The organism is Streptomyces zaomyceticus (genome assembly GCF_014656215.1).
Classification (GTDB): domain Bacteria; phylum Actinomycetota; class Actinomycetes; order Streptomycetales; family Streptomycetaceae; genus Streptomyces; species Streptomyces zaomyceticus.
On record NZ_BNBZ01000017.1, the window covers coordinates 45,833 to 71,047 of the forward strand.

The 25,215-nt window shown below is 72.7% G+C and carries 25 protein-coding genes and 1 tRNA gene; 7 read left to right on the forward strand and 19 right to left on the reverse strand.

The window, feature by feature from the left end:
- Positions 1-5: 5 nt before the first annotated feature.
- On the reverse strand, positions 6-521 hold the full coding sequence (locus tag IE311_RS21990) for an HAD domain-containing protein (RefSeq protein WP_189833487.1): 516 nt from the start codon (positions 519-521) through the stop codon (positions 6-8).
- A gap of 53 nt (positions 522-574) precedes the next feature.
- Complete coding sequence (locus IE311_RS21995) at positions 575-1,357, reverse strand: SDR family NAD(P)-dependent oxidoreductase (protein WP_189833488.1); 783 nt, start codon at positions 1,355-1,357, stop codon at positions 575-577.
- A 204-nt stretch (positions 1,358-1,561) separates the two neighbouring features.
- Between IE311_RS21995 and IE311_RS22000 the strand changes: the two genes are divergently transcribed.
- Complete coding sequence (locus IE311_RS22000; protein ID WP_189833489.1) at positions 1,562-2,179, forward strand: LysE family translocator; 618 nt, start codon at positions 1,562-1,564, stop codon at positions 2,177-2,179.
- A 43-nt stretch (positions 2,180-2,222) separates the two neighbouring features.
- On the opposite strand, the gene IE311_RS22005 is transcribed toward IE311_RS22000, so the two are convergent.
- The 4 genes from IE311_RS22005 to IE311_RS22020 all read right to left on the reverse strand — a co-directional run bounded on the left by IE311_RS22005 (position 2,223) and on the right by IE311_RS22020 (position 6,133).
- Positions 2,223-3,398 carry a serine hydrolase domain-containing protein gene (locus IE311_RS22005; protein ID WP_189833490.1) on the reverse strand — a complete coding sequence of 392 codons (1,176 nt, stop codon included), beginning with the start codon at positions 3,396-3,398 and terminating at the stop codon, positions 2,223-2,225.
- 73 nt (positions 3,399-3,471) lie between these two features.
- On the reverse strand, positions 3,472-4,230 hold the full coding sequence (locus IE311_RS22010) for an energy-coupling factor ABC transporter ATP-binding protein (RefSeq protein ID WP_189833580.1): 759 nt from the start codon (positions 4,228-4,230) through the stop codon (positions 3,472-3,474).
- The gene (gene cbiQ, locus IE311_RS22015; RefSeq protein ID WP_189833491.1) at positions 4,227-4,988 is read right to left on the reverse strand and encodes a cobalt ECF transporter T component CbiQ; all 762 of its coding nucleotides are present in this window, start codon (positions 4,986-4,988) and stop codon (positions 4,227-4,229) included. The genes IE311_RS22010 and cbiQ overlap by 4 nt, the downstream gene beginning before the upstream one ends.
- A 113-nt stretch (positions 4,989-5,101) precedes the next feature.
- Positions 5,102-6,133, reverse strand: a complete 1,032-nt coding sequence (locus IE311_RS22020) for an energy-coupling factor ABC transporter permease (RefSeq protein WP_189833492.1) — start codon at positions 6,131-6,133, stop codon at positions 5,102-5,104.
- A 186-nt stretch (positions 6,134-6,319) separates the two neighbouring features.
- Here IE311_RS22020 and IE311_RS22025 point away from each other — a divergent pair, with 186 nt between their 5' ends.
- Positions 6,320-6,679: an SsgA family sporulation/cell division regulator gene (locus IE311_RS22025; protein WP_189833493.1), complete on the forward strand. Its 360-nt coding sequence runs from the start codon at positions 6,320-6,322 to the stop codon at positions 6,677-6,679.
- A 69-nt stretch (positions 6,680-6,748) separates the two neighbouring features.
- On the opposite strand, the gene IE311_RS22030 is transcribed toward IE311_RS22025, so the two are convergent.
- Together IE311_RS22030 and IE311_RS22035 are read right to left on the reverse strand one after the other, a co-directional pair.
- Positions 6,749-8,950, reverse strand: a complete 2,202-nt coding sequence (locus tag IE311_RS22030) for an MMPL family transporter (RefSeq protein WP_189833494.1) — start codon at positions 8,948-8,950, stop codon at positions 6,749-6,751.
- A 105-nt stretch (positions 8,951-9,055) separates the two neighbouring features.
- A complete protein-coding gene (locus tag IE311_RS22035; RefSeq protein WP_189833495.1) occupies positions 9,056-9,628 on the reverse strand; it encodes a TetR/AcrR family transcriptional regulator in 573 nt (190 codons plus the stop codon).
- A gap of 312 nt (positions 9,629-9,940) precedes the next feature.
- Here IE311_RS22035 and IE311_RS22040 point away from each other — a divergent pair, with 312 nt between their 5' ends.
- Positions 9,941-13,258 (forward strand): S41 family peptidase, encoded by a 3,318-nt coding sequence (locus tag IE311_RS22040; RefSeq protein WP_189833496.1) that lies wholly within the window; start codon positions 9,941-9,943, stop codon positions 13,256-13,258.
- A 216-nt stretch (positions 13,259-13,474) separates the two neighbouring features.
- On the opposite strand, the gene IE311_RS22045 is transcribed toward IE311_RS22040, so the two are convergent.
- The gene (locus tag IE311_RS22045; protein ID WP_189833497.1) at positions 13,475-13,981 is read right to left on the reverse strand and encodes a GNAT family N-acetyltransferase; all 507 of its coding nucleotides are present in this window, start codon (positions 13,979-13,981) and stop codon (positions 13,475-13,477) included.
- Between the two features lie 152 nt (positions 13,982-14,133).
- Here IE311_RS22045 and IE311_RS22050 point away from each other — a divergent pair, with 152 nt between their 5' ends.
- Positions 14,134-15,276 carry a barstar family protein gene (locus IE311_RS22050; RefSeq protein WP_189833498.1) on the forward strand — a complete coding sequence of 381 codons (1,143 nt, stop codon included), beginning with the start codon at positions 14,134-14,136 and terminating at the stop codon, positions 15,274-15,276.
- Between the two features lie 78 nt (positions 15,277-15,354).
- Here IE311_RS22050 and IE311_RS22055 read toward each other — a convergent pair whose 3' ends face one another.
- The 4 genes from IE311_RS22055 to IE311_RS22070 form a co-directional block, all read right to left on the reverse strand.
- Complete coding sequence (locus IE311_RS22055; RefSeq protein ID WP_189833499.1) at positions 15,355-15,540, reverse strand: hypothetical protein; 186 nt, start codon at positions 15,538-15,540, stop codon at positions 15,355-15,357.
- A 136-nt stretch (positions 15,541-15,676) separates the two neighbouring features.
- Positions 15,677-16,564, reverse strand: coding sequence for an SDR family oxidoreductase (locus IE311_RS22060; RefSeq protein ID WP_189833500.1), 888 nt, complete (start codon positions 16,562-16,564; stop codon positions 15,677-15,679).
- The gene (locus tag IE311_RS22065; RefSeq protein ID WP_373313940.1) at positions 16,561-17,454 is read right to left on the reverse strand and encodes an alpha/beta fold hydrolase; all 894 of its coding nucleotides are present in this window, start codon (positions 17,452-17,454) and stop codon (positions 16,561-16,563) included. The genes IE311_RS22060 and IE311_RS22065 overlap by 4 nt, the downstream gene beginning before the upstream one ends.
- 8 nt (positions 17,455-17,462) lie before the next feature.
- Complete coding sequence (locus tag IE311_RS22070) at positions 17,463-19,043, reverse strand: flavin-containing monooxygenase (protein WP_229902071.1); 1,581 nt, start codon at positions 19,041-19,043, stop codon at positions 17,463-17,465.
- Between the two features lie 203 nt (positions 19,044-19,246).
- Here IE311_RS22070 and IE311_RS22075 point away from each other — a divergent pair, with 203 nt between their 5' ends.
- Entirely contained in the window at positions 19,247-19,876 is a 630-nt protein-coding gene (locus IE311_RS22075) for a MerR family transcriptional regulator (RefSeq protein WP_189833581.1), read from the forward strand.
- An 86-nt stretch (positions 19,877-19,962) separates the two neighbouring features.
- Here IE311_RS22075 and xth read toward each other — a convergent pair whose 3' ends face one another.
- Positions 19,963-20,766 carry an exodeoxyribonuclease III gene (gene xth, locus IE311_RS22080; RefSeq protein WP_189833502.1) on the reverse strand — a complete coding sequence of 268 codons (804 nt, stop codon included), beginning with the start codon at positions 20,764-20,766 and terminating at the stop codon, positions 19,963-19,965.
- Between the two features lie 50 nt (positions 20,767-20,816).
- Between xth and IE311_RS22085 the strand changes: the two genes are divergently transcribed.
- Both IE311_RS22085 and IE311_RS22090 read left to right on the forward strand, forming a co-directional pair.
- A complete protein-coding gene (locus tag IE311_RS22085; protein WP_189833503.1) occupies positions 20,817-21,296 on the forward strand; it encodes a GNAT family N-acetyltransferase in 480 nt (159 codons plus the stop codon).
- A gap of 64 nt (positions 21,297-21,360) precedes the next feature.
- Positions 21,361-21,966 carry a DUF6461 domain-containing protein gene (locus IE311_RS22090; RefSeq protein ID WP_229902072.1) on the forward strand — a complete coding sequence of 202 codons (606 nt, stop codon included), beginning with the start codon at positions 21,361-21,363 and terminating at the stop codon, positions 21,964-21,966.
- A 138-nt stretch (positions 21,967-22,104) separates the two neighbouring features.
- Here IE311_RS22090 and IE311_RS22095 read toward each other — a convergent pair.
- From IE311_RS22095 to moaC, 5 genes are all read right to left on the reverse strand, one after another.
- Positions 22,105-22,178 (reverse strand) — tRNA-Ala (locus IE311_RS22095).
- Positions 22,179-22,272: 94 nt separating this feature from the next.
- The gene (gene sepX, locus IE311_RS22100) at positions 22,273-23,286 is read right to left on the reverse strand and encodes a divisome protein SepX/GlpR (RefSeq protein ID WP_189833505.1); all 1,014 of its coding nucleotides are present in this window, start codon (positions 23,284-23,286) and stop codon (positions 22,273-22,275) included.
- A gap of 137 nt (positions 23,287-23,423) precedes the next feature.
- On the reverse strand, positions 23,424-24,035 hold the full coding sequence (locus tag IE311_RS22105) for a GNAT family N-acetyltransferase (RefSeq protein ID WP_189833506.1): 612 nt from the start codon (positions 24,033-24,035) through the stop codon (positions 23,424-23,426).
- Positions 24,032-24,682, reverse strand: a complete 651-nt coding sequence (locus IE311_RS22110) for a MogA/MoaB family molybdenum cofactor biosynthesis protein (protein ID WP_189833507.1) — start codon at positions 24,680-24,682, stop codon at positions 24,032-24,034. The genes IE311_RS22105 and IE311_RS22110 overlap by 4 nt, the downstream gene beginning before the upstream one ends.
- Positions 24,679-25,164, reverse strand: a complete 486-nt coding sequence (gene moaC, locus IE311_RS22115; protein ID WP_189833508.1) for a cyclic pyranopterin monophosphate synthase MoaC — start codon at positions 25,162-25,164, stop codon at positions 24,679-24,681. The genes IE311_RS22110 and moaC overlap by 4 nt, the downstream gene beginning before the upstream one ends.
- Positions 25,165-25,215 lie beyond the last annotated feature (51 nt).

Genomic DNA, 25,215 nt, shown 5'->3' on the forward strand with positions numbered 1-25,215 from the left:
GCGGCCTACGGCGTGCTCCAGTGGAGCAGGAGCCAGTCGGAGATCGCGGCCAGGTCCGCGGCGGTGAGGCCCGTCGTGGCGTCCACACGGTGGAGGAGCGCCGGACCGTCGTGGTGGGCCGCCACCCAAGCGCGGTCGAGGTCGCCCATCTCGTCGTCCACCCAGACGAAGGCGCGGCCGTCCGCGAACTCGACCAGGGCGCGGGTCTTCCAGTGCAGGACGCTCGGGTCGTCCTCCTCCGGGGCGTCCGGCAGGGGGGCCACCGGCAGCTCCCGGATGCCGAGCAGCGGGGCGATCACCTTGTTGGCGTCGTGCATCCACGCGGTGGCCCACATCGGTTCACAGGGGAGCGCGGACAGAAGGGGGCCGTGTTCCCGCACGACCTTGGCCAGTTGGGGGTTGGTCGGGCGCTGCCAGCGGTCCCACTCCTCGGGTGTCGACGGCAACTGCGCCCCCGCGTAGGGCAGAAGCGTTCCGTCGACGTCCAGGAAGAGCAGGGGGCCCTGCGTCGGGTCGGTCATGGCGGCACCGTATCGGCCGTGCCCGGGACCGGGCCCCTCAGTACCTCAGTACCTCAGTCCCCCAGTACCTCCGCGAAGTGGGTGTTCACCGCGAGCAGGCCGCCGTCCACACGGAGGACCGTGCCGGTGATCCAGGAGGCGTCCGGCGAGGCCAGGAACGCCACCGCCGCCGCCACGTCCTCCGGGGTGCCCACGCGGGACAGCGGATAGACGCGGTCGGCCAGCGCCGCGAGTTGGGGGGCCCTGCCCTCCCAGGCCGTCGTGGCGATCGTGCCGGGGTTGATCTGGTTCACCCGGACCCCGCGCGGTGCCGCGTCCCCCGCCAGGGTGCGGGTCAGGGACGCGAGGCCCGCCTTGGCCGCACTGTAGGCGTGGCCGCCGAAGTCCGCCTCGGCGTTGACCGATCCGATCGTCACGATCGCCCCGCGGCCGCCGGCCTCCGCCAGGTGCGGCAGCGCCGCCCGGGAACAGCGGACCGCGCCCATGAAGGTGATGTCGTGCTGGCCGCTCCAGGCCTCGTCCGGCTCGTCCTCGAAGCGGTCCCGGTCGGGGGCCACCGAGCCGAAGGCGTTGTTGACCAGGACGTCCAGGCGGCCGAAGGTCCGTACGGCATACGCCGTCGCCTCGTCCACCGATGCCTGGTCGCTCACGTCGCAGTACCGGTACTCCGCGCCCGGGATCTCTCCCGCCGTCCTCCGCGCCTCCGCCTCGTCCACGTCCGTGACCAGGACCCTCGCCCCCTCCGCCGCCAGCCGTCGAGCCGTCGCCGCGCCGATGCCGCGCGCCGCGCCCGTGATCAGTACCGCGTATCCGCCGAAGCGTTCCCTCAGGTCCATGGGAGCGATCTCAGCATCCGCGCCCGACCCCGCGCCAGCCGTACGTGACATCCTGCCGCCCCCGGCCTCGCGCGACGCACGGGTCATCACCTACCGTCACAAGCCCTGCTGTCAGGTGCGGTTGCGAGGGTCGGCGGTGTCCGCGGAGACGCGCTCCCTCGTAGCCGCTCGTCCTCCGAGCGGTACGACGGGAAGAACGGGTACATGGGTCAGCTCATAGCCGTGGCGGTCATCACCATTCTGGCGGTCATCAGCCCCGGCGCGGATTTCGCGATGACCGTCCGGAACAGCTATCTGTACGGCCGGACCGCCGGCGTTCTCGCGGCGGTGGGAATCGCGCTCGGCGTTCTCGTCCATGTCACGTACACCATGCTGGGCGTGGGGCTTCTGGTGTCCCGGACCCCGATGCTCTTCACGGCGATGAAACTGATCGGCGCCGCCTATCTGGTGTACATCGGGTACAGGACGTTCGTCACCAAGGCCCAGGTGGACATCGACCTCTCGGACGACGGCGGCCTCTCCCGGGCCGGCGCGCTGCGCACCGGTTTCCTGACGAACGCGCTCAACCCGAAGACGATGCTGTTCGTGCTGAGCACGTACACGCAGGTCGTCAGCGCCGACACCCCCGTCTTCCAGCAGGTCGGCTACGGGCTCTTCATGTCGTTCGCCCATCTCGTCTGGTTCGCGGCGGCCGCGCTGCTCTTCTCCAACCAGAGCCTGCGCTCGCGCCTGCTGAAGCGCCAGACGGTGCTCAACAAGGTCATCGGCACCGTGCTCGTCGGCCTGGGGATGGTGCTCGCGCTGACGCCCTCCATGGCGTGACGGCCCGGGCCCGGGCGGGCGCGCGCCGGGCGGGGCGCTCCGCTCAGTGGCCGGCGTCCGTCACCGCGCGCACCGCCCTCACCAGCGACTGGGCCCGCGGATCCGCCGTGACCGTCTTGCGCATGCCGTTCGTCACGTACCCGAAGGCGATCCCGGAGTCGGGGTCCGCGAAGCCGAGCGAGCCACCGCGGCCGGGGTGTCCGAAGGAGGACGGGCCGAGCAGCGGCGAGGCCGGACCGTGCAGCATGTGGCCCAGGCCGAAGCGGGTGCCGACGAGCAGCACCCGGTCCGCGCCGGCCGACTCCTCGGTCCGCGCGAGCGTGAGGGTCTCGGGGGCGAGCAGGCGTTCGGCGCCGTCCACGGGGCCGAGGGCGGCCGCGTAGAAGCGGGCGAGGGCGCGGGCGGTCGCCACACCGGCGGAGCCGGGCAGTTCGGCGGCCCGGTAGACCGGGTCGTTCTCGTCGGGCTGGGGGTCGATGACCCCGAAGGCGCGGCGGGTGAGGGAGGCCGGGTCGCGGTACGCCTCGGTGACGGAGCGCTTGGGACGGAGCTTGAGGGCGCCGCTGCCGGGCGGTTCGATCTCCTCGACGGGGCCGAGCCGGCCGACCCGGTGGGCCTCCGCGTCCGGGAGTCCGATCCACAGGTCGAGGCCGAGGGGGCCGGTGATCTCCTCGGCGACCCAGCGGCCGATGGTGCGGCCGGTGACCCGGTGGACCAGGCCGGAGAGCAGCCAGCTGAAGGTGTGGGCGTGGTAGCCGTGGGCGGTGCCGGGCTCCCAGACGGGGGCCTGGGCGGCGACGGCGCGGGTCGAGGTCTCCAGGTCGACGGCCTCGGCGAGGGTGAGCGGCCGGTCGAGGACGGGGACGCCGGCCCGGTGCGCGAGGAGCTGCCGTACGGTCACCCGGTCCTTGCCGGCCGCCTTGAACTCGGGCCAGTACGCGGCGACCGGGGCGTCCAGGTCGAGCAGTCCGCGCTGGTGGAGCAGCAGGGGGACGACGGCGGCGACGCCCTTCGTGGCCGAGCGGACGACCTGGGCGGTGTCCTCGGTCCACGGTGCGTCGCCCTCGACGTCCCTGGTGCCCGCCCACAGGTCGACGACGGGCACGCCGTCGCGGTGGACGGCGACGGCCGCGCCGCGCTCACCGCGTTGTTCGAAGTTGCGCAGGAACGCGTCCCTGACCGGCTCCCAGCCCGCCGCCACCGTGCCCCGGACGTCCACGTCCCCACTCCTCACTCGCCGATCCGACCCTCCATGGTGCAACGCGAGGGGGGAGGGCCGGATTCCGGGGGTGTCAGACGACGGAGCCCGGCACGAAGCCGAACGGCAGCTCCAGGCGGTGCCGGGCCATCAGCTCCTCGTCGGCGAGGATCTCGCCGGTCCGCCCGTCGGCGGCGATGACGCCCTCGCTGAGGATCACCGCGCGCGGGCAGAGCTCCAGGGCGTACGGCAGATCGTGGGTGACCATGAGGACGGTGACGTCGAGCGCCCGGAGGATGTCGGCGAGCTCGCGGCGCGAGGCCGGGTCCAGGTTGGAGGAGGGTTCGTCGAGGACGAGGATCTCCGGCTCCATGACGAGGACGGTCGCGACGGCGACCCGGCGGCGCTGTCCGAAGGACAGGTGGTGCGGCGGCCGGTCCGCGTACTCCTCCATCCCGACCCGCTCCAGGGCCCGCCGTACGACGGCGTCGAGCTCGGCGCCGCGCAGTCCCGCGGCGGCCGGGCCGAAGGCCACGTCCTCGCGGACGGTCGGCATGAACAGCTGGTCGTCGGGGTCCTGGAAGACGATGCCGACCTTGCGCCTGATCTCGGCGAGGTGCTTCTTGCCGACGGGGAGCCCGGCGACGGTGACGCCGCCCGCGCCGCCGGTGAGGATGCCGTTGAGGTGGAGGACCAGGGTCGTCTTGCCGGCGCCGTTGGGGCCGAGGAGGGCGACCCGCTCGCCGCGCCCGACGGTCAGGTCGACGCCGAACAGGGCCTGGTGGCCGTCGGGGTACGCGTACGCGAGGCCGTGTACGTCGAGCGAGGGGACGGTCGTCGAGGGGGCGGTCATAGGGTCCATCCCAGGAGGCTGATCAGAAGTGCGGTGAGGGGAAGCGACGCCGCGTACGCCCACTGGGCGCGGGTCGCGGTCACCTCGTCGATGACCGGCATGGTGCCCGTGTAGCCCCGGCTGACCATGGCGAGATGGACCCGCTCCCCGCGCTCGTACGAGCGGATGAAGAGCGCGCCCGCCGACTTGGCGAGGACGCCCCAGTGGCGGACGCCCCGCGCCTCGAAGCCGCGCGACCGGCGGGCCACGGACATGCGGCGCATCTCGTCGGTGATGACATCGCCGTACCGGATCATGAACGAGGCGATCTGGACGAGCAGCGGGGGCAGCTTCAGCCGCTGGAGTCCGAGGAGCAGGGCGCGCAGTTCGGTGGTGGAGGCCAGGAGGACGGAGGCGGCGACGCCGAGGGTGCCCTTGGCCAGGACGTTCCAGGCGCCCCACAGGCCCGGGACGCTCAGGGAAACCCCGAGAACGGTCGTCCGCTCGCCGGGGACCACGAACGGCATGAGGACCGCGAACGCGACGAACGGCACCTCGATGAGGAGCCGCTTGAGCAGGAAGCCGGCCGGGATCCGGGCCTTCGCCGCGACGACCGCGAGGAGCGCGGCGTAGGCGGCGAAGGCCCAGACGGCCTCGCGGGGGGTCGAGACGACCACCACGACGAAGCCGAGGACCGCGGCGAGCTTGGTGTGCGGGGGCAGCTCGTGGACCGGCGAGTGCGCGTGCCGGTAGAGCTTGTGGGCATGCCCCGCTCCCATGTCAGGCGCTCCCCGCGTCGGCGTGCCCCGGCCCGGCGGCGCTTCCCGCGTCGGCGCGCCTCACGTCGGGCCGTCGTGCGCGTCCCATGTCGGGCCGTCGTGCGCGTCCCACGTCAGGCCGTCGTTTCCGTGTGCGCACGGCGGCGGCGGACGACCCAGAACGCGCCGGTGCCGACGGCGAGGGTCGCGCCCACGCCGATCGCGCCGGCGAGGCCGCCGGAGAGCCGGGCGGTCTCGATGCCCTTGACGCCGTAGTCGGCGAGCGGGGAGTCGGCGGCCGCGTGGTCCTCGACCTTGGCGTCGATGCCCTTGTCGGCGGCGACCTTCTCCAGGCCGTCGGGGCTGGCGGAGGCGTAGAAGGAGACGAAGCCGGCGAGGACGAGGGCGGTGACGAGGCCGCCGATCCACACCTTCTTCGGGGAGCCGGACCCGGCGGCGGGCGCGGCGGCCGGTGCCGCGTCGACCAGCTCGCCGTCCACGCGGAGCTTGAGCGGGGCGGTCAGTCCGCGGGCGCCGTACACGAGGTCGGGGCGGACGGCGACGACCGCGCCGACGGTCAGCATGGTGATCACGGCCTCGCCGATGCCGATGAGGGTGTGCACGCCGACCATGGCCGTGAGGACCTTGGCGACCGGTACGTGGGTGGTGCCGCCGATCGCGTAGAGGGCGGTGAAGGCGGCGGCCGCGGCGGGCACGGAGACGAGCGCGGCGACGAAGGAGGCCGCGGTCACCGAGGCGCGGGTGCGCGGCAGCACCAGGACGAGGCCGCGGAAGAGCGCGTAGGCGACGACGACGGTGACGACGCCCATGACGCTGATGTTCACGCCGAGGGCGGTGAGGCCGCCGTCGGCGAAGAGGATGCCCTGCATGAGCAGGACGACGGCGATACAGAGGACGCCGGTCCAGGGTCCGACGAGGATCGCCGCGAGCGCGCCGCCGAGGAGGTGTCCGCTGGTCCCGGCGGCGACCGGGAAGTTCAGCATCTGGACGGCGAAGATGAAGGCCGCGACGAGTCCGGCGAGCGGGGCCGTCCGCTCGTCCAGCTCCCGCCGTGCCCCGCGCAGGCTCACGGCGACGGCGCCGGCGGCGACGACACCGGCGGCGACCGATACAGGGGCGTTGATGAATCCGTCAGGTACATGCACGTCCCGAATGATGAGCGCTCCTGCAAAGGGCTTGCAAGAGCGCACGGGTCACAGAACGGTGGCGTCCGGTCGCGCGTGACCCCGCCCACACTCGCGTCCGCCCACGCATGGTCCGCGCCCCCGCAGGGAAATAGTGGGACATTAGGTATAGCGAGGATCGAAGGAACGGCTGTGAGGAGCACTTCCATGCGCGCCCTGGATGACCGTGAAGTCGAGGACCACGCCAAGGGACGGATCATCAGCGACGCCCCGCTCTCCCGCCCTGTCCCCGTCGACCTCCGCTACGACCCGGGGTTCTCTCCCGCGACCGTCCGCTTCGTCTTCCCCGGCGACGTCGAATGGTCCTTCCCCCGCGGCCTCCTGGAGACCGGACTGCGGGCCCCGACGCGTCGCGGCGACATAGGTGTCTGGCCCTGCGGCCGGGTACAGACGGTGGTCGAACTCCACCGGCACGACGGGGTCACCGTCGTGCAGTTCGACACCACGGCCCTGACCCGGTTCCTGAAACACACGTACGCCGCCGGCACGTCGATGTCGACACGCTGACGGCGTACCCGCGGATCACCCCTCAGGGCCTCGAAGCCCTGGGGCTCCGAGGCCCTGAGGCTCCGAGGATCAGACCTTCACGAGGTCCGGCTTCGAGCCCGGGGCCTCGTTCGTGGCCGGGGTCTCGGCGAGACCCTCGCCCTCCACGTCCACGTTCGGCAGGATCCGGTCCAGCCACTTCGGCAGCCACCAGGCCTTGTGCCCGAGGAGCGCGAGCACGGCCGGGACGATCGCCATACGGACCACGAAGGCGTCGAAGAGGACGGCGACGGCAAGGCCGAAGCCGATCATCTTGATCATCTGGTCCGTCATGCCGATGAAGCCGGAGAAGACCGCGATCATGATCACCGCGGCGGCGGTGACCACCCGGGCGCTGTGCCGGAAGCCGGTCACGATCGCCTCACCGGGCCGCTCGCCGTGGACGTACGCCTCGCGCATCCGGGTGACGAGGAAGACCTCGTAGTCCATCGCGAGACCGAAGACGACACCCACCATGAAGATCGGCATCATCGACATGATCGGGCCGGTCTGCTCGACCCCGAAGAGACTTCCGAGCCAGCCCCACTGGAAGACCGCGACGACCGCGCCGAGGGCCGCGACCACCGAGAGCAGGAAGCCGAGGGCCGCCTTCAGCGGGACGAGGATCGAGCGGAAGACCAGGGTCAGGAGCAGGAAGGCCAGGCCGACGACCAGGGCCAGGTACGGCACCAGGGCGTCGTTCATCTTCTGCGAGAAGTCGATGTTCATCGCGGTGGCGCCGGTGACGAGGACCTCGTCGCCGGTGGCGTCCCGGATGTCGTGGACGAGGCTCTCGGTGGCCTCCGAGGACGGGCGGTCCTTCGGGACGACCGTGATCATCGCGGCGTCGCCGGCCTTGTTCGGGGTCGCCGGGGTGACGGCGGCCCAGCCTTCGAGGCCCTTGATGGTGGAGACGGTCCTGTCGGCGGTCGCCTTGTCGCCGTCGACGACGACGAGCAGCGGGCCGTTGAAGCCGGGGCCGAAGCCGTCCGACAGCGTGTCGTACGCCCGGCGTTCGGTGGTGGAGGTCGGCTTGACGCCGTCGTCCGGGAGGCCCATCTCCAGGGAGGCGGCGGGCAGGGCGATCGCGCCGAGGCCGAGGACGCCGATCAGCAGCACCATCACGGGGCGGCGGATGACGAAGCGGGCCCAGCGGGTGCCGCCGTTCGGCTTCTCGGCCTTCTTCTCGCCCGCCGGAACGCCTCCGGCGGCCGTCGCGGCCTTGGCGGCCTTGCGCTGCTTGCGGCCGACGACCTTGTCGCCGGCGAAGCCGAGCATGGCGGGGATCAGGGTGAGCGCGATCAGTACGGCGATCACGACCGTGCCCGCGGCGGCGAAGCCCATCTTCGTCAGCATCGGGATGTTGACGACGGCCAGGCCGACCAGGGCGATGACGACGGTGAGGCCGGCGAAGACGACGGCGGAGCCCGCCGTGCCGACCGCGCGGCCGGCGGCGTCCTCCTTCTCGCGGCCCTCCGCCAGCTCCGCGCGGTAGCGGGAGACGATGAAGAGGGCGTAGTCGATGCCGACCGCGAGGCCGATCATCATCGCGAGGGTGGAGGTGGTGGAGCCGAGGTCGAGGACGTTCGCGAGCGCGGCGATCGACGAGACGCCGATGCCGACGCCGATGATCGCCGTGAGCAGCGGGAGTCCGGCGGCGACGAGCGAGCCGAAGGTCAGGACGAGGACGATGCCGGCGATGACGACACCGACGATCTCGCCCGCGCCGGTCTCCGGCATGGTCTGGAGGGCGTCACCGCCGACCTCGACGGTCAGCCCCTTGCCCTGCGCGTCGTGCCCGGCCTGGGTCAGCGCCTCGCGCGTCCCGTCGGTCAGCTCCATCGAGTTGACCTTGTAGGCGACGGAGACGTAGGCGGTGGAGCCGTTCTGGGAGACGGCCTGCGCGGTGTACGGGTCGGTGACCGAGACGATCTGGTCCGAGCCGGACTTCAGCGCGGCGACGGTCTCCTCGACGACGGCCTTGTGCGCCGGGTCGGTCATCTTCTGGCCCTCGGGGGCCTTGAAGACGACACGGGCGGTGGCGCCGTCGGCTCCGGCACCCGGGAAGCGCTCTTCGAGCAGGTCGAAGGCGCGCTGGGCCTCGGTGCCGGGGATGGAGAAGGAGCCCGATGTGGGGGCGGGCGCGGTGGCGGCGCCGATCCCGGCGACCGCCAGGAGGGCCACCCAGAGGAGGGCGACGAGCCGTCGGCGCCGGAAGGCGGAACGGCCCAGCTTGTACAGGAACGTGGCCACGGGGGCGTACTCCCATTTCGTGGTGGGACAGGACATGGGGAGCCGGCCCGACGGCGTGAGCGGTTCGACGTCAGGTGGAGCGGGGCGGAGCGGGTACTGCTGGGGTCAGACGCCGAGTGAGGGGAGCACGACGGCGTCGACGTACGCGCTGAGGAACGCGCGGTCGACCGGCTGATCGTCGATCAGCGGCCGGGCGATGAACGCACCGATCAACATGTGGGGGAGGAGGTTCAGCGCCGGGTTGGCGGCGTCGACCTCACCCCTGCGGACCGCTCTGCTCAGCACTTCGTCGAGGCCGTTCATCTCGGGTTCGATGAGCAGCTCGCGCAGCGCCCGGTGCAGTTCGGGGTTGGTGTGGACGGCCTGGGCGAGGCCCCGCATCAGCGCGGAGTCCTTCTCCATCTGACAGTCGTCCGTCCGTGCCATCAGTTCGTGGAAGTCGCCGCGCAGCGAGCCGGTGTCGATCTCGGAGAGATCGGCCGGCTTGTTGGCGCGCAACGCCCTGGCGACCAGCTCGGGCTTGCTCCCCCACTGGCGGTAGAGGGTGGCCTTGCTGGAGTGGGTGCGGGCGGCGACGGCGTCCATGGTGAGGGCGTCGTAGCCGACCTCGCGCAGGAGGTCGAGCACGGCTCCGTACAGCTCGGACTCACGCTCTGGGGTGAGCCTGCTGCGGGCCATGACCGGACTCCCATCGAACGAAACGGTTTCGTACAGTACGAAGATACCCCCGTCCCCAGCGAAACGAAACCGTTTCGTACGTGTCCTGGGCCACACCGAGACCGCACCACGCACACGAAGACGCCCGCAGGCACCCACGAGTTGCCCCGGCGCCGCCCGCCCACCCACGAGCCGCCACACCCCGCCACCGCCCGCCCACCCACGAGTCGCCACACCCCGCCACCGCCCACGCACCCACGAGCCGCCGCCCCCGCCACCACCCGCAAACACGTACGAGTTGCCGCACCCCCTCCACGCGGAAAGCATGAGGAGGTGAGTGACGACGTCGCGTATCTCCGTTTTCCGCACCTCCACGACGACCTGCTGTGCTTCGCCGCCGAGGACGACCTGTGGATCGCCCCGCTCGTACCCGAGGGCCACCACCCCGGCCGGGCCTGGCGTCTCACCGTCGACCGGACGCGGGTCGGCCACCCGCGCTTCTCGCCCGACGGGCGCCACATCGCCTACACGAACTGGCGCAGCCTCGATCCCGAGATCCATCTCGTCCCCGTCGAGGGCGGGGCCGCCCGGCGGCTCACCTACTGGGGCTCCACCGACACCCGGGTCTGCGGCTGGACGCCCCCCGACAAGGACGGCCGCACCGACATCCTGGCCGTCTCCTCGCACGGGCAGCCCTTCTCCTACTACTCCTGGGCCTACACCGTCCACACCGACGGCTCCCCCGGCATGCGCCAGCCCTGGGGCCCGGTCTCCGACATCGCCGTCACCGAGGACGGCTGCGAACAGGAGGGGGAGCGCCGCACCCTCCTCCTCACCGGAAAGCCGCCGCACGAACCGGCCGCCTGGAAGCGCTACCTCGGCGGGGCCACCGGACGCCTCTGGCTCCACGGCGAACGGCTGCTCCCCGACATCGGCGGCCACCTCGACTGCCCCATGGCCGTCGACGGCCGGGTCGCCTTCCTCTCCGACCACGAGGGCATCGGCAACCTCTACTCCTGCCTGCCCGACGGCACCGACCTGCTCCGGCACACCGACCACGACGAGTTCTACGCCCGGCACGCCTCCAGCGACGGCCGCCGGGTCGTCTACCAGTGCGCCGGCGACCTGTGGATCGTCGACGCCCTCACCCCCGACTCCCGCCCCCGGAAACTGGAGGTGCGACTCGGCGGCCAGCGCGTCGGCCGGCGCTGCTACCAGGTGCCCGCCGCCCACCACGTCGACGCGGTCTCCGTCGACGAGACCGGCCGCGCCAGCGCCGTCTCCGTACGCGGCAGCCTCTACTGGCTGACCCACCGCGACGGCCCGGCCCGCACGATCATCGACTCCCCCGGCGTACGGGTCAGGCTCCCCGAGATGCTCGGCAGCGGCGGCCAGGTCGCCTATGTCACCGACGCCGAGGGCGAGGACGCCGTCGAGGTCGCCTATCTGCCCCGCGCCAGCGGCGACCGGCCCCCGCGCCGCCTCGCCTCCGGCGATCTCGGCAGGGTCGAGGAACTCGTCGCCGACCCCGACGGCGAACGGCTCGCCATCGCCTCCCACGACGGCCGGCTCCTCCTCCTCGACGCGACCGAGGACTCCAACGGCGAGGTCACCGAACTCATCCGGTCCGTCAACGGGCCCGTGCGCGACCTCGCCTTCTCCCCCGACGGCGCCTGGCTCACCTGGTCCCACCCCGGCATCGGCCGCTCCCTGCGCTCCATCAAGATGGCCCGGATCTCCGGCCCCGGCGCCCGGACCGTCGTCGACGTCACCAACGGCCGCTTCGAGGACGAGAACCCCGTCTTCACCCGGGACGGCCGCTACCTCGCCTTCCTCTCCTGGCGGGGCTTCGACCCGGTGTACGACGTCCACACCGGCGACCTGTCCTTCCCGCTCGGCTGCCGCCCCTACCTCGTACCGCTCTCCTCCGCCACGCCCTCCCCCTTCGCGCTGCTCCCCGACGGACGGCCGGCGGCCGGCGGCCTCGACCCCGCCGACGACGACACCGAGACCGCCGACGGGACGGTCATCGTCGAGATCGAAGGGCTCCCCGACCGGGTCACCCCCTTCCCCGTCACCGCCTCCAAGTACTCCGCCCTGCACCCGGTCAGCGGCGGCGGCCTGGTCTGGCTGCGCTGGCCCATCTCGGGCGCGCTCGGCGAGACCTTCGCCAACCCGGCCGACACCTCGGGCCGCCCCACCCTCGAGTACTTCTCCATCACCAAGGCCCGCAAGAGCGAACTCGCCAAGGACCTCGACTGGTTCGCGGTCAGCGGCGACGGCACCCGGCTCGTCGTCGCCGACGAGGGCGAGCTGCGGGCCGTGCCCGCCACCGAGTCCGGGGACGGCGACTCCACCGTCTACCTGGACCTGCGGCGCATCCTCCACGACATCGACCCGGGCGCCGAGTGGCGGCAGGCCTTCGACGAGGCCGGCCGGATCGTCCGCGCCTACTTCTGGGAGCCGGGCATGGGCGGGGTCGACTGGACGGCCGTCCTCGACCAGTACCGGCCGCTCGTCGAACGGGTCGCCTCCCCCGACGAGTTCGCCGACCTCCTCCGTGAGGTCGTCGGCGAACTGGGCACCTCGCACGCGTACGTCACCCCCGCCCGCCGCAACGAGGGGCCTCCGCACTACCAGCGGCCCATGGGTCTCCTCGGCGCCAACCTCGTGCCCCGCGAGGCCGGCTGGACGGTGAAGCGCATCCTGCCCGGCGAGTCCTCCGACTCCAAGGCCCGCTCCCCGCTCGCCGGCACCGGCATCCGCGAGGGCGCCGTCCTCACCCATGTCGACGGCAGGCCCGTGGACCCCGTCGCCGGCCCGTACCCGCTGCTCTCCGGCACCGGTGGCACCACCGTCGAGCTCACCTTCACCCCCGCCGAGGGCGAGGGCCGGGCCCGCCGCGTCGCCGTCGTCCCCCTCGTCGACGAACGCCCGCTGCGCTACCAGGACTGGGTGGCCAAACGCCGAGCGGTGGTACGGGAGATCAGCGGCGGGCGCTGCGGCTACCTCCACATCCCCGACATGGGCGGATCCGGCTGGGCCCAGTTCAACCGCGACCTGCGCATGGAGGTGTCCCGGCCCGCCCTCATCGTCGACGTACGCGGCAACGCCGGCGGCAACATCAGCGAGCTCGTCATAGAGAAGCTCACCCGCAAGATCCTCGGCTGGGACCTCACCAGGAACGCCCAGCCCGTCGCGTACGCCTCCAACGCCCCGCGCGGCCCCGTCGTCGCCCTCGCCGACGAGGCCACCTCCTCCGACGGCGACATGATCACCGCCGCCTTCAAACTCCTCGGCCTCGGGCCGGTCGTCGGCCAGCGCACCTGGGGCGGCGTCGTCGGCATGACCGGCCGCCACCGCCTCGGCGACGGCACCCAGATCACGGTTCCGATGAACGCGGCCTGGTTCCCCGAGTACGGCTGGTCCCTGGAGAACCACGGCGTCGAACCGGACCTCGCGATCCTGCGCACCCCCCTCGACTGGGCCGAGGGCAGGCACGCCCAGCTCGACGACGCCGTCCACGTCGCCCTCGCCCTGCTCACGGAGACCCCCGCGGCGAGCCCCCCGGGCTACGAGGGCCTCCCGGACCGCTCCCGCCCGAAGCTGCCGCCGAGGGGAACGGAGGAGGACAGGACCGACTCCACCTGACCGAACGAGCCGCCGGCGGACCCCCCGCCGACGGATCGGACGCGGGCCCCGGCCGGAACCGGACCCGGGGCCCGCCGGCGGACCGGCCCGCAGCCCCCGGCCGTCAGCGCTCAGCGCTCAGCCCCAACCGTCGGCCCTTGTCGCCGGCTCCCGGCTCCCGGCTCCCGGCTCCCGGCTCCCGGCTCCCGGCTCCCGGCCATGATCCGCCGCCAGGCGCTACGCGGCGGTCCGGCCGAGGCCGTCCGCGAGGTCCAGCTCGTACGACGTCCCCACCTCCCCGTCGAGCGTCACGCTCCCGACCGCCCCGAAGCCGACCCGCCCGAGCACGGCCCTCGACCCGTCGTTGCCGAGGGTCGTGACGGCGGTCAGCCGGCTAAGCCCGTACTCCTCGCGCGCCAGCCGGCACACCTCCCGGACCCCGGCCGTCGCCACGCCCCGCCCGGTCGCCTTCTCCGCCACCCGGTACCCGAGCTCGGCGGCCCCGTCGGCGACGTCGACGAGGTTGAACCGCCCGAGGATCTCCCCGCCCTCCCCCACGAGGACGTGGAAGTGGATCGTCCCGGTCTCCTGCTCGTCGAGCAGCGCCCGGTGCCGCTCCTCGAAGTCGGTGAAGTACGCGTCCCCCCGGTCGGGCACGGACGCGGCGAAGTACCCCCGGTTCTCCCGCTCGAAGACGAGCAGGGCGGGGGCGTGATCGGATCGCAAGCGCTCAAGTACGGCCATGGTCGCCACCGTACGAAGATCCGCCGCCGGACACGTACAACTTTTCGGCCCCTCGACCGTCTGACCCGGTGCGGCGCACGATGCGCCGGTGCTCCGGGTGCGCCGGTGCTCCGGATGGAAGACGCGGCCGCCACGGCCGCCCGAGGAACGGCATGACCCTGGAACGACGCCCGACACGCGCCCCCTTCTCCCTGGTCAGGGAGGAGGACGACCATGTCTGGGGCGACTTCGCCGAGGTGGAGGGCCTCTTCGGCGAGCCGCGGAGCGGGATGTACGAGCTGTTCGGCTGGGTCCCGGAACCGGCCGGGCCCCCGGCCGCGGCCCCGGCTCCCGCCCCGCCCCTCGCCCCGGCCCCCGCTTCCGCCGCCGCGCCGGAGTGGCTCGGCAGCACCGTCTGGCTGGTGCCCGGGGACGAGACGCTCGACGCCTGGCGGCTCGACGACGTCGAGGCCGTCCGCACCCGTACGGCGGCGGGGAGCCTCGTCCTCGTCGGGGACGACGACTGCGACGGCCCGCCCGAGGCTCACCGCGGCCCGGTGCGGATCCACGACGGGACCCGATGGCTCGGCTCCTGCCGGGAGTTCGCCGCCGTCCTGCCCGCCCGGCCGGCCGAGCCACCGCTCGTCCTGCGCGGCCTCGCGCCGAGCGAGGAGCTGCGGCAGGCGCTCGCGACCGGGACCCGGAAGGCCCTGACGCTGGAGAAGGCCGTCCTGGAACTCCGGGACGCGCACGGCGCACCCCTCACCGACCGGCTCCTGTGGGCCAGGATCACGGCCTGGCGCCCGTCCGGGCTCGGCCCCGATCTGCTCGACGTGGAGCTCGACGGCTATTTCGTCGACCCCGTCCCCGAGTTCGCCCGCCCGGTCTGGGAACGGTGGCTCGCCGGCCCGCCGGACGAGGCCGGCGCCTGGGCCGGGCTCGACACCCGGCGGCGGGGCGCCTGGCACGACCTCGTGCGGGAGCGGGCCTGCCGCCGCCGGTCCGGGGACCGGCCGGCGGGGACCGCGTACGAGCTCGACGGGCGGTTCGTCACCGACGAGCCGGGGCTCTGGCTCGCGCTGGGCGAGGCCGTGAACGGGCCCGGCGGCTATTTCGGCGGATGCTTCCAGGCGCTCCACGACTGCCTGGGCGGCGACTTCGGCTTCACCGCCCCGTCCACCCTGACCTGGCGGAACTCCGAGGTCGCCCGCGCGCACCTCTCCCGGGCGCTGTCGCCGGACGGTGAGCCGTACGACCTCTTCGCGGTGATGGTCCGGGCCCTGGAGGAGGACGGGATGCGGGTCGTACGGGCGTGAGCGCGCGCGGACGCACGCGGAGGCGCACCCGGTGAACCGGGTGCGCCTCCTCGACACAGCATGCGAAGGACGAACGCGTCAGGCGTCGTAGTCCTGGTCGAGACGGTCCTGGGCCTCCTGCTGGGCCCTGCGCGTCTCGTCCTCGGGGCGGCCGCGGCCCTGGGAGGCGCGCTCGGACGCCTGGCCCTTCGCCCTGTCCGCCGCCTGCTTGGCCTTCTCGCCGAGCTGCTGCGACTTGTCCTTGAACTGGTCTGCGACGCCCATGAAGGTTCACTCCTAGAAGGGTGGGAGAGGGCCGGGGGCGGTGTGCCCCGCCGGCCTCGACCAGCCTTGCACGAGCGAACATTCCACGCATTTCGATCAGATACGCTCCGCGATCGCAGGGCCGGGAAGAGACGGCCTACGGCCTGGCCGCCCCCGTCCTGGCCTCCTCGTCCGCCGCGCCGCCCGCGCCCACGAGTCCCTTGGACACCGAGCCGAGCCGCGGCTCGAAGCGCTTCATCTCGCGCTGCCCGACGGTCGCGATCATCCCGGGCAGATAGCCCCGGAGCGACTGCATCCCGCGCAGCCACCACTGCGCGTACACATGCGGGGAGCGCCGCTCGATGCCCGCGACGATCCGGTCGACGGCCGGGCCGAGGGGGTACGTGCGGTTCGCCGGCCACGGCAGCCGCTGGCGCAGCTCGCGCATGACGTCGTCCTCGTCGGCGCCCCGCACCATGTCCGTGTCGGTCCAGGAGAGGTAGCCGACGCCGACCTTGACGCCCTTGTACGCGACCTCGGCGCGCAGGCTGTGCGCGAAGGCCTCGACGCCCGACTTGGAGGCGCAGTACGCCGTCATCATCGGGGCGGGGGTGAGGGCGGCGAGCGAGGCGATCTGGAGGAAGTAGCCCCGCGATTCCATGAGGACCGGCAGGAAGGCCCGTCCCGTCACCGCGCCGCCGATCAGATTGACCTCGATGACCCGCCGCCAGGCGGCCGGGTCGGAGTCGACGAACGGCCCGCCCGCCGCGACACCGGCGTTGGCGACGACGATGTCGACCTTCCCGAACCGCTCCTTCACCTCGGCCGCGACCTTGGCCATCGCCTCGTGGTCGGTGACGTCGGCGTGCCACCAGTCGGCCTCGGTGTGCAGCCGGCCGGCGACCTCCTTGAGCTGCTCGGGCTCCAGGCCGACCAGCGCGATCTTCGCGCCGCGCGCGGAGAGCTTGCGGGCGAGGAGCTCCCCGACGCCGCGGGCACCTCCGGTGACGACCGCGACCTGTCCTTCCAGGCTCACCCGGCTCATGCCTTCTCCTTCACTTCCAGGTACGTGTCGGTCAGTTCACGGATCCGCGCGGTGACGGCCTCGGGGGCCTCGACCGGCGTCATATGTCCCATACCCGCCAGTTCGAGAAGTCCCACGCACTGCGGGAGCGCCTCGGCCATGGCACGGGAGTGAACGGGCGGGGTGAGCCGGTCGGCGGTGCCGACGACGACCGCGACGGGCAGGTCGAGGGCCCGGACACCCGCTTCCAGGTCGAGCTCGGAGAGGACCTTGGACCAGCCGACGCGGGCACCGCGCGGGCAGGCGTGCACGATCCGGGCGCAGGCGTCGACCCGCTCGGGGGCCGAACCGGGGCCCATCGTCGCGTACTTGAGGATCTTTCTGGAGACCGCGTTGACGGGTCCGAGGGGGGCCTTCGCGCCGAGGACGCCCCGGGTGAGCCGGGTGCGCCGCTCGCCGGGCCGGCCCGGTACGACGGTGGCCTCGGCGGTGAGCCGGGAGGGTCCGGTGGAGCAGAGCAGCGCGGCGGCGGCGTGCCCCCGGAAGCCGGGGCGGTCGGCCGCCGCCATCAGGGTCATGCCGCCCATGGAGTGCCCGGCCAGGACGGCCTTCTCCCCGGGGGCGAGGGTGCTCGCGAGGACCGCTTCGAGGTCGTCGGCGAGGGCCCGGGTGGCGTAGCCGGAGGGTCCCGCGGGGACCGGGGACCGGCCGTGGCCGCGCTGGTCGTAGGCGATGACCCGGTGGTCGGCGGCGAGGGACCGTATCTGCTCGGCCCAGAAGGCGATGGAGCAGGTCCAGCCGTGGGCGAGCACGACGGCGGGCGCGCCCTCGGGGCCGTACACCTCGACGTGGATCGGGGCGCCGTCGGCGGAGACGGCGGTGAGTTCGCGGGAGGCGGGCAGCGAGGTCAGGTGGCGGCTCACTGGGCGGCCTCCGTCCTGCGGGCGGCGCCGCGGGTCTTCGTGGCGGCGGGCTCGGCGGGGGCGGGCTTGGCGGTGGCGGGCTCGGCAGTGGCGGGCTTCACGGGCCCGGGCGCGCGGACGACCTCGTACTCGGAGAGGTCGACCTGTCGGGTCTCGCGCCGGAACTCGCCCGTGGTGCCCGGCCACAGCGTGGTGTTGCGGCCGTTGGCGTCGAGGTACCAGCTCTCGCAGCCGCCCGCCTTCCAGACGGTCCGCTCCATCCGGGCCTGCACCTTGCGGTTCCAGGCGCCGACGGCGGAGGGCCGGACGGCGAGGGCGGCGCGCCCGCCGAGCACGTCGAGCTGCCGGAGGTAGTCGGCCATGTAGTTCAGCTGGGACTCGATCATCAGGATCATCGAGGAGTTCCCGAGGCCGGTGTTGGGGCCGATGACGGTCATGAAGTTGGGGAAGCCGGCGGCGGTGGCACCGCGCAGCGCCTCCATGCCGCCCTTCCAGGTCTCGGCGAGGGTCCGCCCCTCGGCGCCGACGACCCGCTCGGCGATCGGCATGTCGGTGACGTGGAAGCCGGTGCCGAAGACGATCGCGTCGACCTCGGTCTCGGTGCCGTCGGCGGCGACCACGGTCGAGCCGCGGACCTCGCGCAGGCCGGAGGCGACGACGTCGACGTTGGGCTGCGCGACCGCCGGGTAGTAGGTGCTGGAGAGCAGGATGCGCTTGCAGCCGATGCGGTACGAGGGCGTCAGCTTGGCCCGGAGCACCGGGTCCTTGATCGACTTGGCGATGTTGGCCTTGGCCAGCTTCTCGACGATTCCGAGTTCGTTCGGGTGCTTGGTGAAGGCGCCGACCTGGAGTTCGCGGATGCCCCAGAGCAGGCCGCGGCGGAGCCTGCCGGTGACGGGCAGCGCGCGGTGGAGCCGGCGCTCGGGGCCGGTGATGGCCCGGTCCATGCGGCGCATGACCCACGGCGGCGTCCGCTGGAAGAGGGTCAGCCTGCCCACCTGGGGCTGGATCGCGGGCACGATCTGGATCGCGGAGGCGCCGGTGCCGATCATGGCGACCCGCTTGCCGGTCAGGTCGTAGTCGTGGTCCCAGCGGGCGGAGTGGAAGACCTTGCCGGGGAAGTCGGCGAGCCCGGGGATGTCCGGGATCCTGGGGTCGGAGAGCGGGCCGGTGGCGGAGACGACGACGTCGGCGCTGAAGGTGCCCCGGCCGGTCTCGATCTCCCAGCGGAGCGCCTCGGTGTCCCACTCCATCCGCCGCACCTCGTGGCCGAGCCGCAGGTGGGGGCGGATCCCGAAGGTGTCCGTGACGTGCTCCAGATAGGCGCGGATGTGGCGCTGTCCGGAGAAGGTGCGCGGCCAGTCGGGGTTGGGCGCGAAGGAGAAGGAGTAGAGGTGGGAGGGGACGTCGCAGGCGCAGCCGGGGTAGCTGTTGTCCCGCCATGTGCCGCCCACGGAGTCGGCCCGTTCCAGGACCACGAAGTCGGTGATCCCCTCGCGGCGCAGCCGGACGGCGGCGCCGAGGCCACCGAATCCCGATCCGATCACCGCCACCCGTACGTGCTCGTGCTTCGCCATGCCGCCGCCTCCCGTGCGCCTGGCCAATCCCGCCAGCAATCACTGGCACAGTCGGGACTGTAGAGCAGCCCCATACCGAGCGGTAGGGGTACGACGAGGGAAAGTTACCGGCGGTACAACATAGGCTGGCGTGCGTGGCAGAAGGATCGGGCGAAGGATCAGGACCCAACACGGTGACACCAGAGGGCGTACGCGAGTACCGCATGGACGAACTGGCGGCCGCCGCCGGCATCACCGTGCGCACCCTCCGCTTCTACCGCGAGCGCGGTCTGATCCCCCCGCCCCGCCGCGAGGGCCGCATCGCCTGGTACGACGAGCAGCACCTGGCCCGGCTGCGCACCATCGCCGCCCTCCTGGAACGCGGCCACACCCTCAACGGCATCGCCGACCTCACCACCGCCTTCGAGAGCGGCCGCAACGTCCGCGAGGTGCTGGCCCTCGGCGCCCCCAGCGAGGAGGAGCCGGTCCGCCTCACCCCCGAGGAGCTCGCCGACCACTTCGCCGGCGAGGTCACCCCGGAGAACCTCGCCGCCGCCCTCGACCTCGGCTACCTCGTCACCGACGGCGAGGAGATCATCCACATCAGCCGCCGGCTGCTCGACGTCTCCGCCGCCCTCGTCCGCGAGGGCGTCCCCCTCGCCGAGGTCCTCAAGGCCGGCGCGCGCGTCCGCGAGCACGCCGACGCCCTCGCGGAACTCTTCACCGAGCTGCTGCGCACCCACGCCGGCGAGGAGGACGTGCAGCGCCTCCGCCCGCTCGCCAAGAGCGTCGTCGAAGCGGAGCTCTCCATGGCCCTCGACCGCCATCTGCGCGGCGCGCCCCAGGGCCCGTAGGGCGGCCCCACACTCACCCCAGGGCCGTAGGCGCCTGAGGCGCCAGCGGCCCCAGAGGACTCGCGGGACCCCCAGGACGCCCGGGACTACAGGTCGTAGACCGCCGTCACGGGTGCGTGGTCGCTCCACCGCTCGGCGTGGGTCGCCGCCCGCTCGACGTACGCCTTCACGGCCTTGGCGGCGAGACCGGGGGTGGCCATCTGGTAGTCGATGCGCCAGCCGCTGTCGTTGTCGAAGGCGCGGCCGCGGTAGGACCACCAGGAGTAGGGCCCCTCCTGCTCGGGGTGGAGCGCGCGCAGGACGTCCACGTACCCGCCGTCGCCCTCGTCGAGCACCCGCCCCAGCCACTCCCGCTCCTCGGGCAGGAAGCCGGCGTTCTTCTTGTTGGCCTTCCAGTTCTTGAGGTCGGCCTCCTGGTGGGCGATGTTCCAGTCGCCGCAGACGACGACCTCGCGCCCGTCGGCGGCGGCCCGGGTCCTGAGCTCCTTGAGGTACGGCAGGAACTCGCCCATGAACCGGTACTTCTCGTCCTGGCGCTCGGTGCCGACCTCGCCCGAGGGCAGGTAGAGGCTGGCGACGGTCACGCCGGGCAGGTCGGCCTCGACGTACCGGCCGCTGCCGTCGAACTCGCTCGACCCGAAGCCGACGCGCACCCGGTCGGGCTCGCGCCGCGTGTAGAGGGAGACTCCGGCGCGGCCCTTGGCGGCGGCGGGCGCGTGGACGGTGAACCAGCCCTCGGGCGCCTTCACCTCCACGGGCAGCTGCGCCTCCTCGGCGCGCACCTCCTGAAGGCAGACGGCATCGGCGGAGGTCCCGCCCAGCCACTCGACGAACCCCTTCTTGGCGGCGGCGCGGAGCCCGTTGACATTCACGCTGGTGACAGTGAGCATCCCGGGAGAATACCGACACCAGGGCATCGCATACATGTACGATGCTGCGCATGAACATCCAGCCCACGCGCTATGACCACCCCGACGCCGTCGCACTCGAGGGCGCGGTCCAGGCCGAGTACGCCGTCCGCTACGACGACGAGGGCGATGTCACACCGCTGGACGCCGGGATGTTCGTCCCTCCCCGGGGCCTCTACCTCCTCGCCTACGACCCCGAGGGCAGGCCCATGGCCACCGGGGGCTGGCGCACCCAGGACAAGAACGACGAGGGCTACTCGGACGGCGACGCCGAACTCAAGCGCATGTACGTGATCCCCGAGGCCCGCGGCCTCGGGCTGGCCCGCCGCATCCTGGCCGCCCTGGAATCCGACGCCCGCACGGCCGGCCGCACCCGCATGGTCCTCGAAACGGGCACCGCCCAGCCGGAGGCGATAGCCCTCTACACCTCCAGCGGCTACGAACCCTGCCCCAAGTTCGGCCACTACCGCGACCACCCCAGCAGCCGCTGCTTCGCCAAGCCCCTGACCTGAGCCCACACCCGCGGCCGACCGGCGGGCACCGCCGTTGTCGGACCCGGGGGCGAGGATGGGCGTCATGACGAAGACCGCTGCGGACTACGTGTGGTTCGAGGACGACTTTCCGGACATCGCCGAGGCGTACTGCTTCACCCTGGTACGGGGGCTGTCGCCCGCCGAGCTGACGTCCCGTCTCGAAGGGCGACCGGAGGAGCCCCTCCGGGGCATCACCGCGGTCGTCGACGCGACCTTCGCCCGGTACGACCAGGAGAAGGGGGACCGGCAGCTGATCGCCATGACGCCCCTGGGGGCCTGGACCCTGATGATCGAGCCCAACGGCTACCTCGGGGTCACCGAGGAGCAGGCGCTGCCGGCCTCCGCGCGGACGAGCTGGGTGTCCCACTTCGTCAACATCAACGGCCTCGGCACGTTCCTCTGGGCGGAGGACCAGGTCCTGCGCCTGTGCTTCGACCCCATGTTCCCGGAGGACCGGTGGGGCACCGAGCCCGACGGACTCCTCGACGTCATGCGGCGGATCGGCTTCCACTTCGACGACGACGATCCGGAGACGGATCTGTCCTCGCCCGCGGCCTTCGCCCTGGCCGAGCACCTGACCGGCGTCGCCGTCACTCCGGCGCTGCTCGGCGACACGACGTTCACCTGCGCCACCGTGAAGATCCGCTGACCGCTGCCCCGGCCCTCCGGCAGCGGGCTCGACACGCCGCCGGAGGGCGGGAGCCCGAAACGACGAGATCCCGCCCGATCTTTCGATCGGACGGGATCTCGTGAACGTTCCCGAGAGCTACTCGCGAACTGTCGTTTGTGGACCTGTGGGGATTTGAACCCCAGACCCCCTCGATGCGAACGAGGTGCGCTACCAGACTGCGCCACAGGCCCTTGCGACGTGTGAAACATTAGCATCCCGACCGGCTCAGGCAAAAATCCATTCCCTCGCAGGTCAGCCGGGGACCGCCGCGGGCCCCCGGTGGGGTCATTCGTTGGCCGCCCGGGGGCGGTCGTCGTCCGCGTACTGGTCGAAGAGCGGGGTGCGGCCGTGGTCGCGGTCGCGGCGGGGCTGGGCGGTCCGCTGACGGGGGGCCGGCGACGGGGCGGGGGCCGGGTCGGCCGCCGTGGAGGAGCGGGCCGCGCTCCAGGTCTCCGGGTCCGTGATGTCGATGCCGCTCGTGGCGCGCGGGGCGACCGGGGCGGTGACGTACGTGGGGAGCGGGACCGGGACCGGGTCCCAGCTGTCCCCGCGGGCCGGGCCGCGCTCGCGCTGCTGGTCGACCCACTCCGCGTGGTCGGTCTGCTCGACCAGGGCCCGCCGGTCCGCCTCCTGCGGGGAGGGGGTCGAGGCGGGATCGGGCTGCGGTTCGGGCGTGGGGGCCGGGCGCCGGCTCTCGCGCAGCCGTGCCGCCGCCGCCTCGGCGCGCCGCCGGTCCATCACATAGACGAAGCGGCGGCGTTCCTGGACCCGCAGATGCACGATGTACGCGCTGAGGAGCAGCGCGGGGACGGCCGGCGCCCACAGGAACGCGACCCCGCCGACGGCCGCGACGACCGCGCCGAGGGTGAAGCCGGCGAAGAGGAGCGTCGTGGTGCGCCGGCGCCGCGCGAGGACCTTGCCCCGGCGGGCGCGCTCGGCGGCGGCCCCCGAGGGGCGGGCCGGTGCCGGTTCCGGTTCGGGTTCCGGGAGTTCCAGGCGCGCTTCCGTCCTGGCCGCGGGCGCGGAGAAGGCCCGGACGTCGACCGAGCTCAAATGCTCGGTTTCCGCGTCCGGGTCCACGTCGGGCGTCGGGCCCTCCGCCGTACGGTCCCGCTCCTTGAGCTCCTTGGCGTATCGACGCTCCATGCCCGCCCGTCCGGAAAGCAGCCGGATGGCGGTGCTGAAGCGTTCCGTCGGACGGGCTTCGTTCAGCTCGTCCTGCCTGCGGAGCCACATCGGTACCAAGTAGGCGGCCCAGGCCCCGACGATGACTGCGTAGATGAGGCCGCTGCTGCTCACGCCTCACACGGTAGAGGGGTTCACGGGAAGGCATCGGCCAATTGGCCCGGTGTGTCGCACGATCTGGCTGATATCACTGAACTTTTTTGTGATTGTTCAGATCGATTGCGTGTCAACTACCGATTGAATTCGAACACTTATCTCATTCTTGCCTGATGCCAGCGGCGCAGCAGCCCCTCCGGCACCTCCTCCGCCGTCAGCGCGAAGACCAGATGGTCCCGCCACGCGCCGTCGATGTGGAGATAGCGGGGCCGCAGCCCCTCCTCCCGGAATCCCAGTTTCTCCACGACCCTGCGCGAAGGCCCGTTCTCCGGGCGGATGCACACCTCCATACGGTGCAGCCCGACCGCCCGGAAGCAGTGGTCGACGGCGAGCGCGACCGCCGTCGGCATCACCCCGCGCCCGGCCACCTCGCTGTCCACCCAGTAGCCCACATGTCCGGAGCACATCGATCCCCAGGTGATCCCGGCGACCGTCAACTGGCCGACGAGCCGCCCCCGGTACTCGATCACGAACGGCAGCATCCGGCCCGCGTTCGCCTCCGACCGCAGATGGCGGACCATCTGACGGTATGTCGGCCGCTGCGCCACCGGCCCGCCCGGGGGCGGCGGCGGAACCGTCGCCTCCCAGGGCCGCAGCCACTCGCGGTTGCGCCGGTTCACCTCGCGCCAGGCCGCGTGGTCACGCATCTTTATCGGACGGAGCAGCACCTCTCCGTCGACGAGGACCACAGGCCAGGACGGGATCACGACGGTCTCGGGTGGTCGCCGCCACGGATCTGGTCGACGGCGTGCCGGAGGATCGGCTCCAGGACGGCGAGCCCGTCCCGCACCCCGCCGGGAGAACCCGGCAGGTTCACGATCAGCGTGCCGCCCGCGACTCCGGCGAGGCCCCGCGAGAGCGCCGCGGTGGGCACCTTCTCCCGGCCGTACGCCCGGATCGCCTCCGGGATGCCCGGGATCTCCCGCTCCAGGACCCGGCGGGTCACCTCGGGCGTCTCGTCCGTGGGCGAGATGCCCGTGCCCCCGGTGGTCACGACGGCGTCGTACCCGGCGGCGACCGCGGCCCGCAGGGCCGCCTCGACCGGTGCCCCGTCCGGGACGACCCGGGGGCCGTCCACGGAGAAGCCCATCCGGGTCAGACCCTCGACGATCAGCGGGCCGCCCTTGTCCTCGTAGACCCCGGCGGCCGCCCGGTTCGAGGCGGTGACGACGAGCGCGGCGTACGGGCCGAGGAGCGCGCCGCCGACACCCGCGCCGAGCGCCGCGGGAGGACGCTCCTGGTGCGCCCCACCCTCGTGGGCCTGGCCTTCGCTGGCCTGGCCCTCGTGCTCGTGGCCCTCGTGTGCCTGGCCCTCGTGCTCGTGCACGCCCGACACCCGGCCGCCGCGCGTCACGACCCGCTCCGCGTCCAGTGGCCCGACTTGCCGCCCGTCTTCTCCTCCACCCGTACGTCGGAGATGACCGCGCCCTTGTCGACCGCCTTCACCATGTCGACCACCGTCAGGGCCGCCACCGAGACCGCGGTCAGGGCCTCCATCTCGACACCCGTACGGTCCGTGGTCTTGACCGTCGCCAGGATCTCGACCGCGTCGTCGGTGACCGCCAGGTCCAGGGTCACGCCCGAGACCGCGAGCGGGTGGCAGAGCGGGATGAGGTCCGGGGTCTTCTTGGCGCCCATGATCCCGGCGATCCGGGCCGTGGCGAGCGCGTCGCCCTTCGGGACGCCCTCGCCGCGGAGCAGCTCGATCACGCGCGGCGAGACGAGCACCCGCCCGCTGGCGCGCGCCGTGCGGGACGTGACGTCCTTCGCCGATACGTCGACCATGCGGGCCGCGCCCGCCTCGTCGATGTGGGTGAGACCTTGCTGCGTGCTCATCGCCGTGACACTCCCGGTCGCTGTGTGGGACGACACCGTACCCCCACCCTC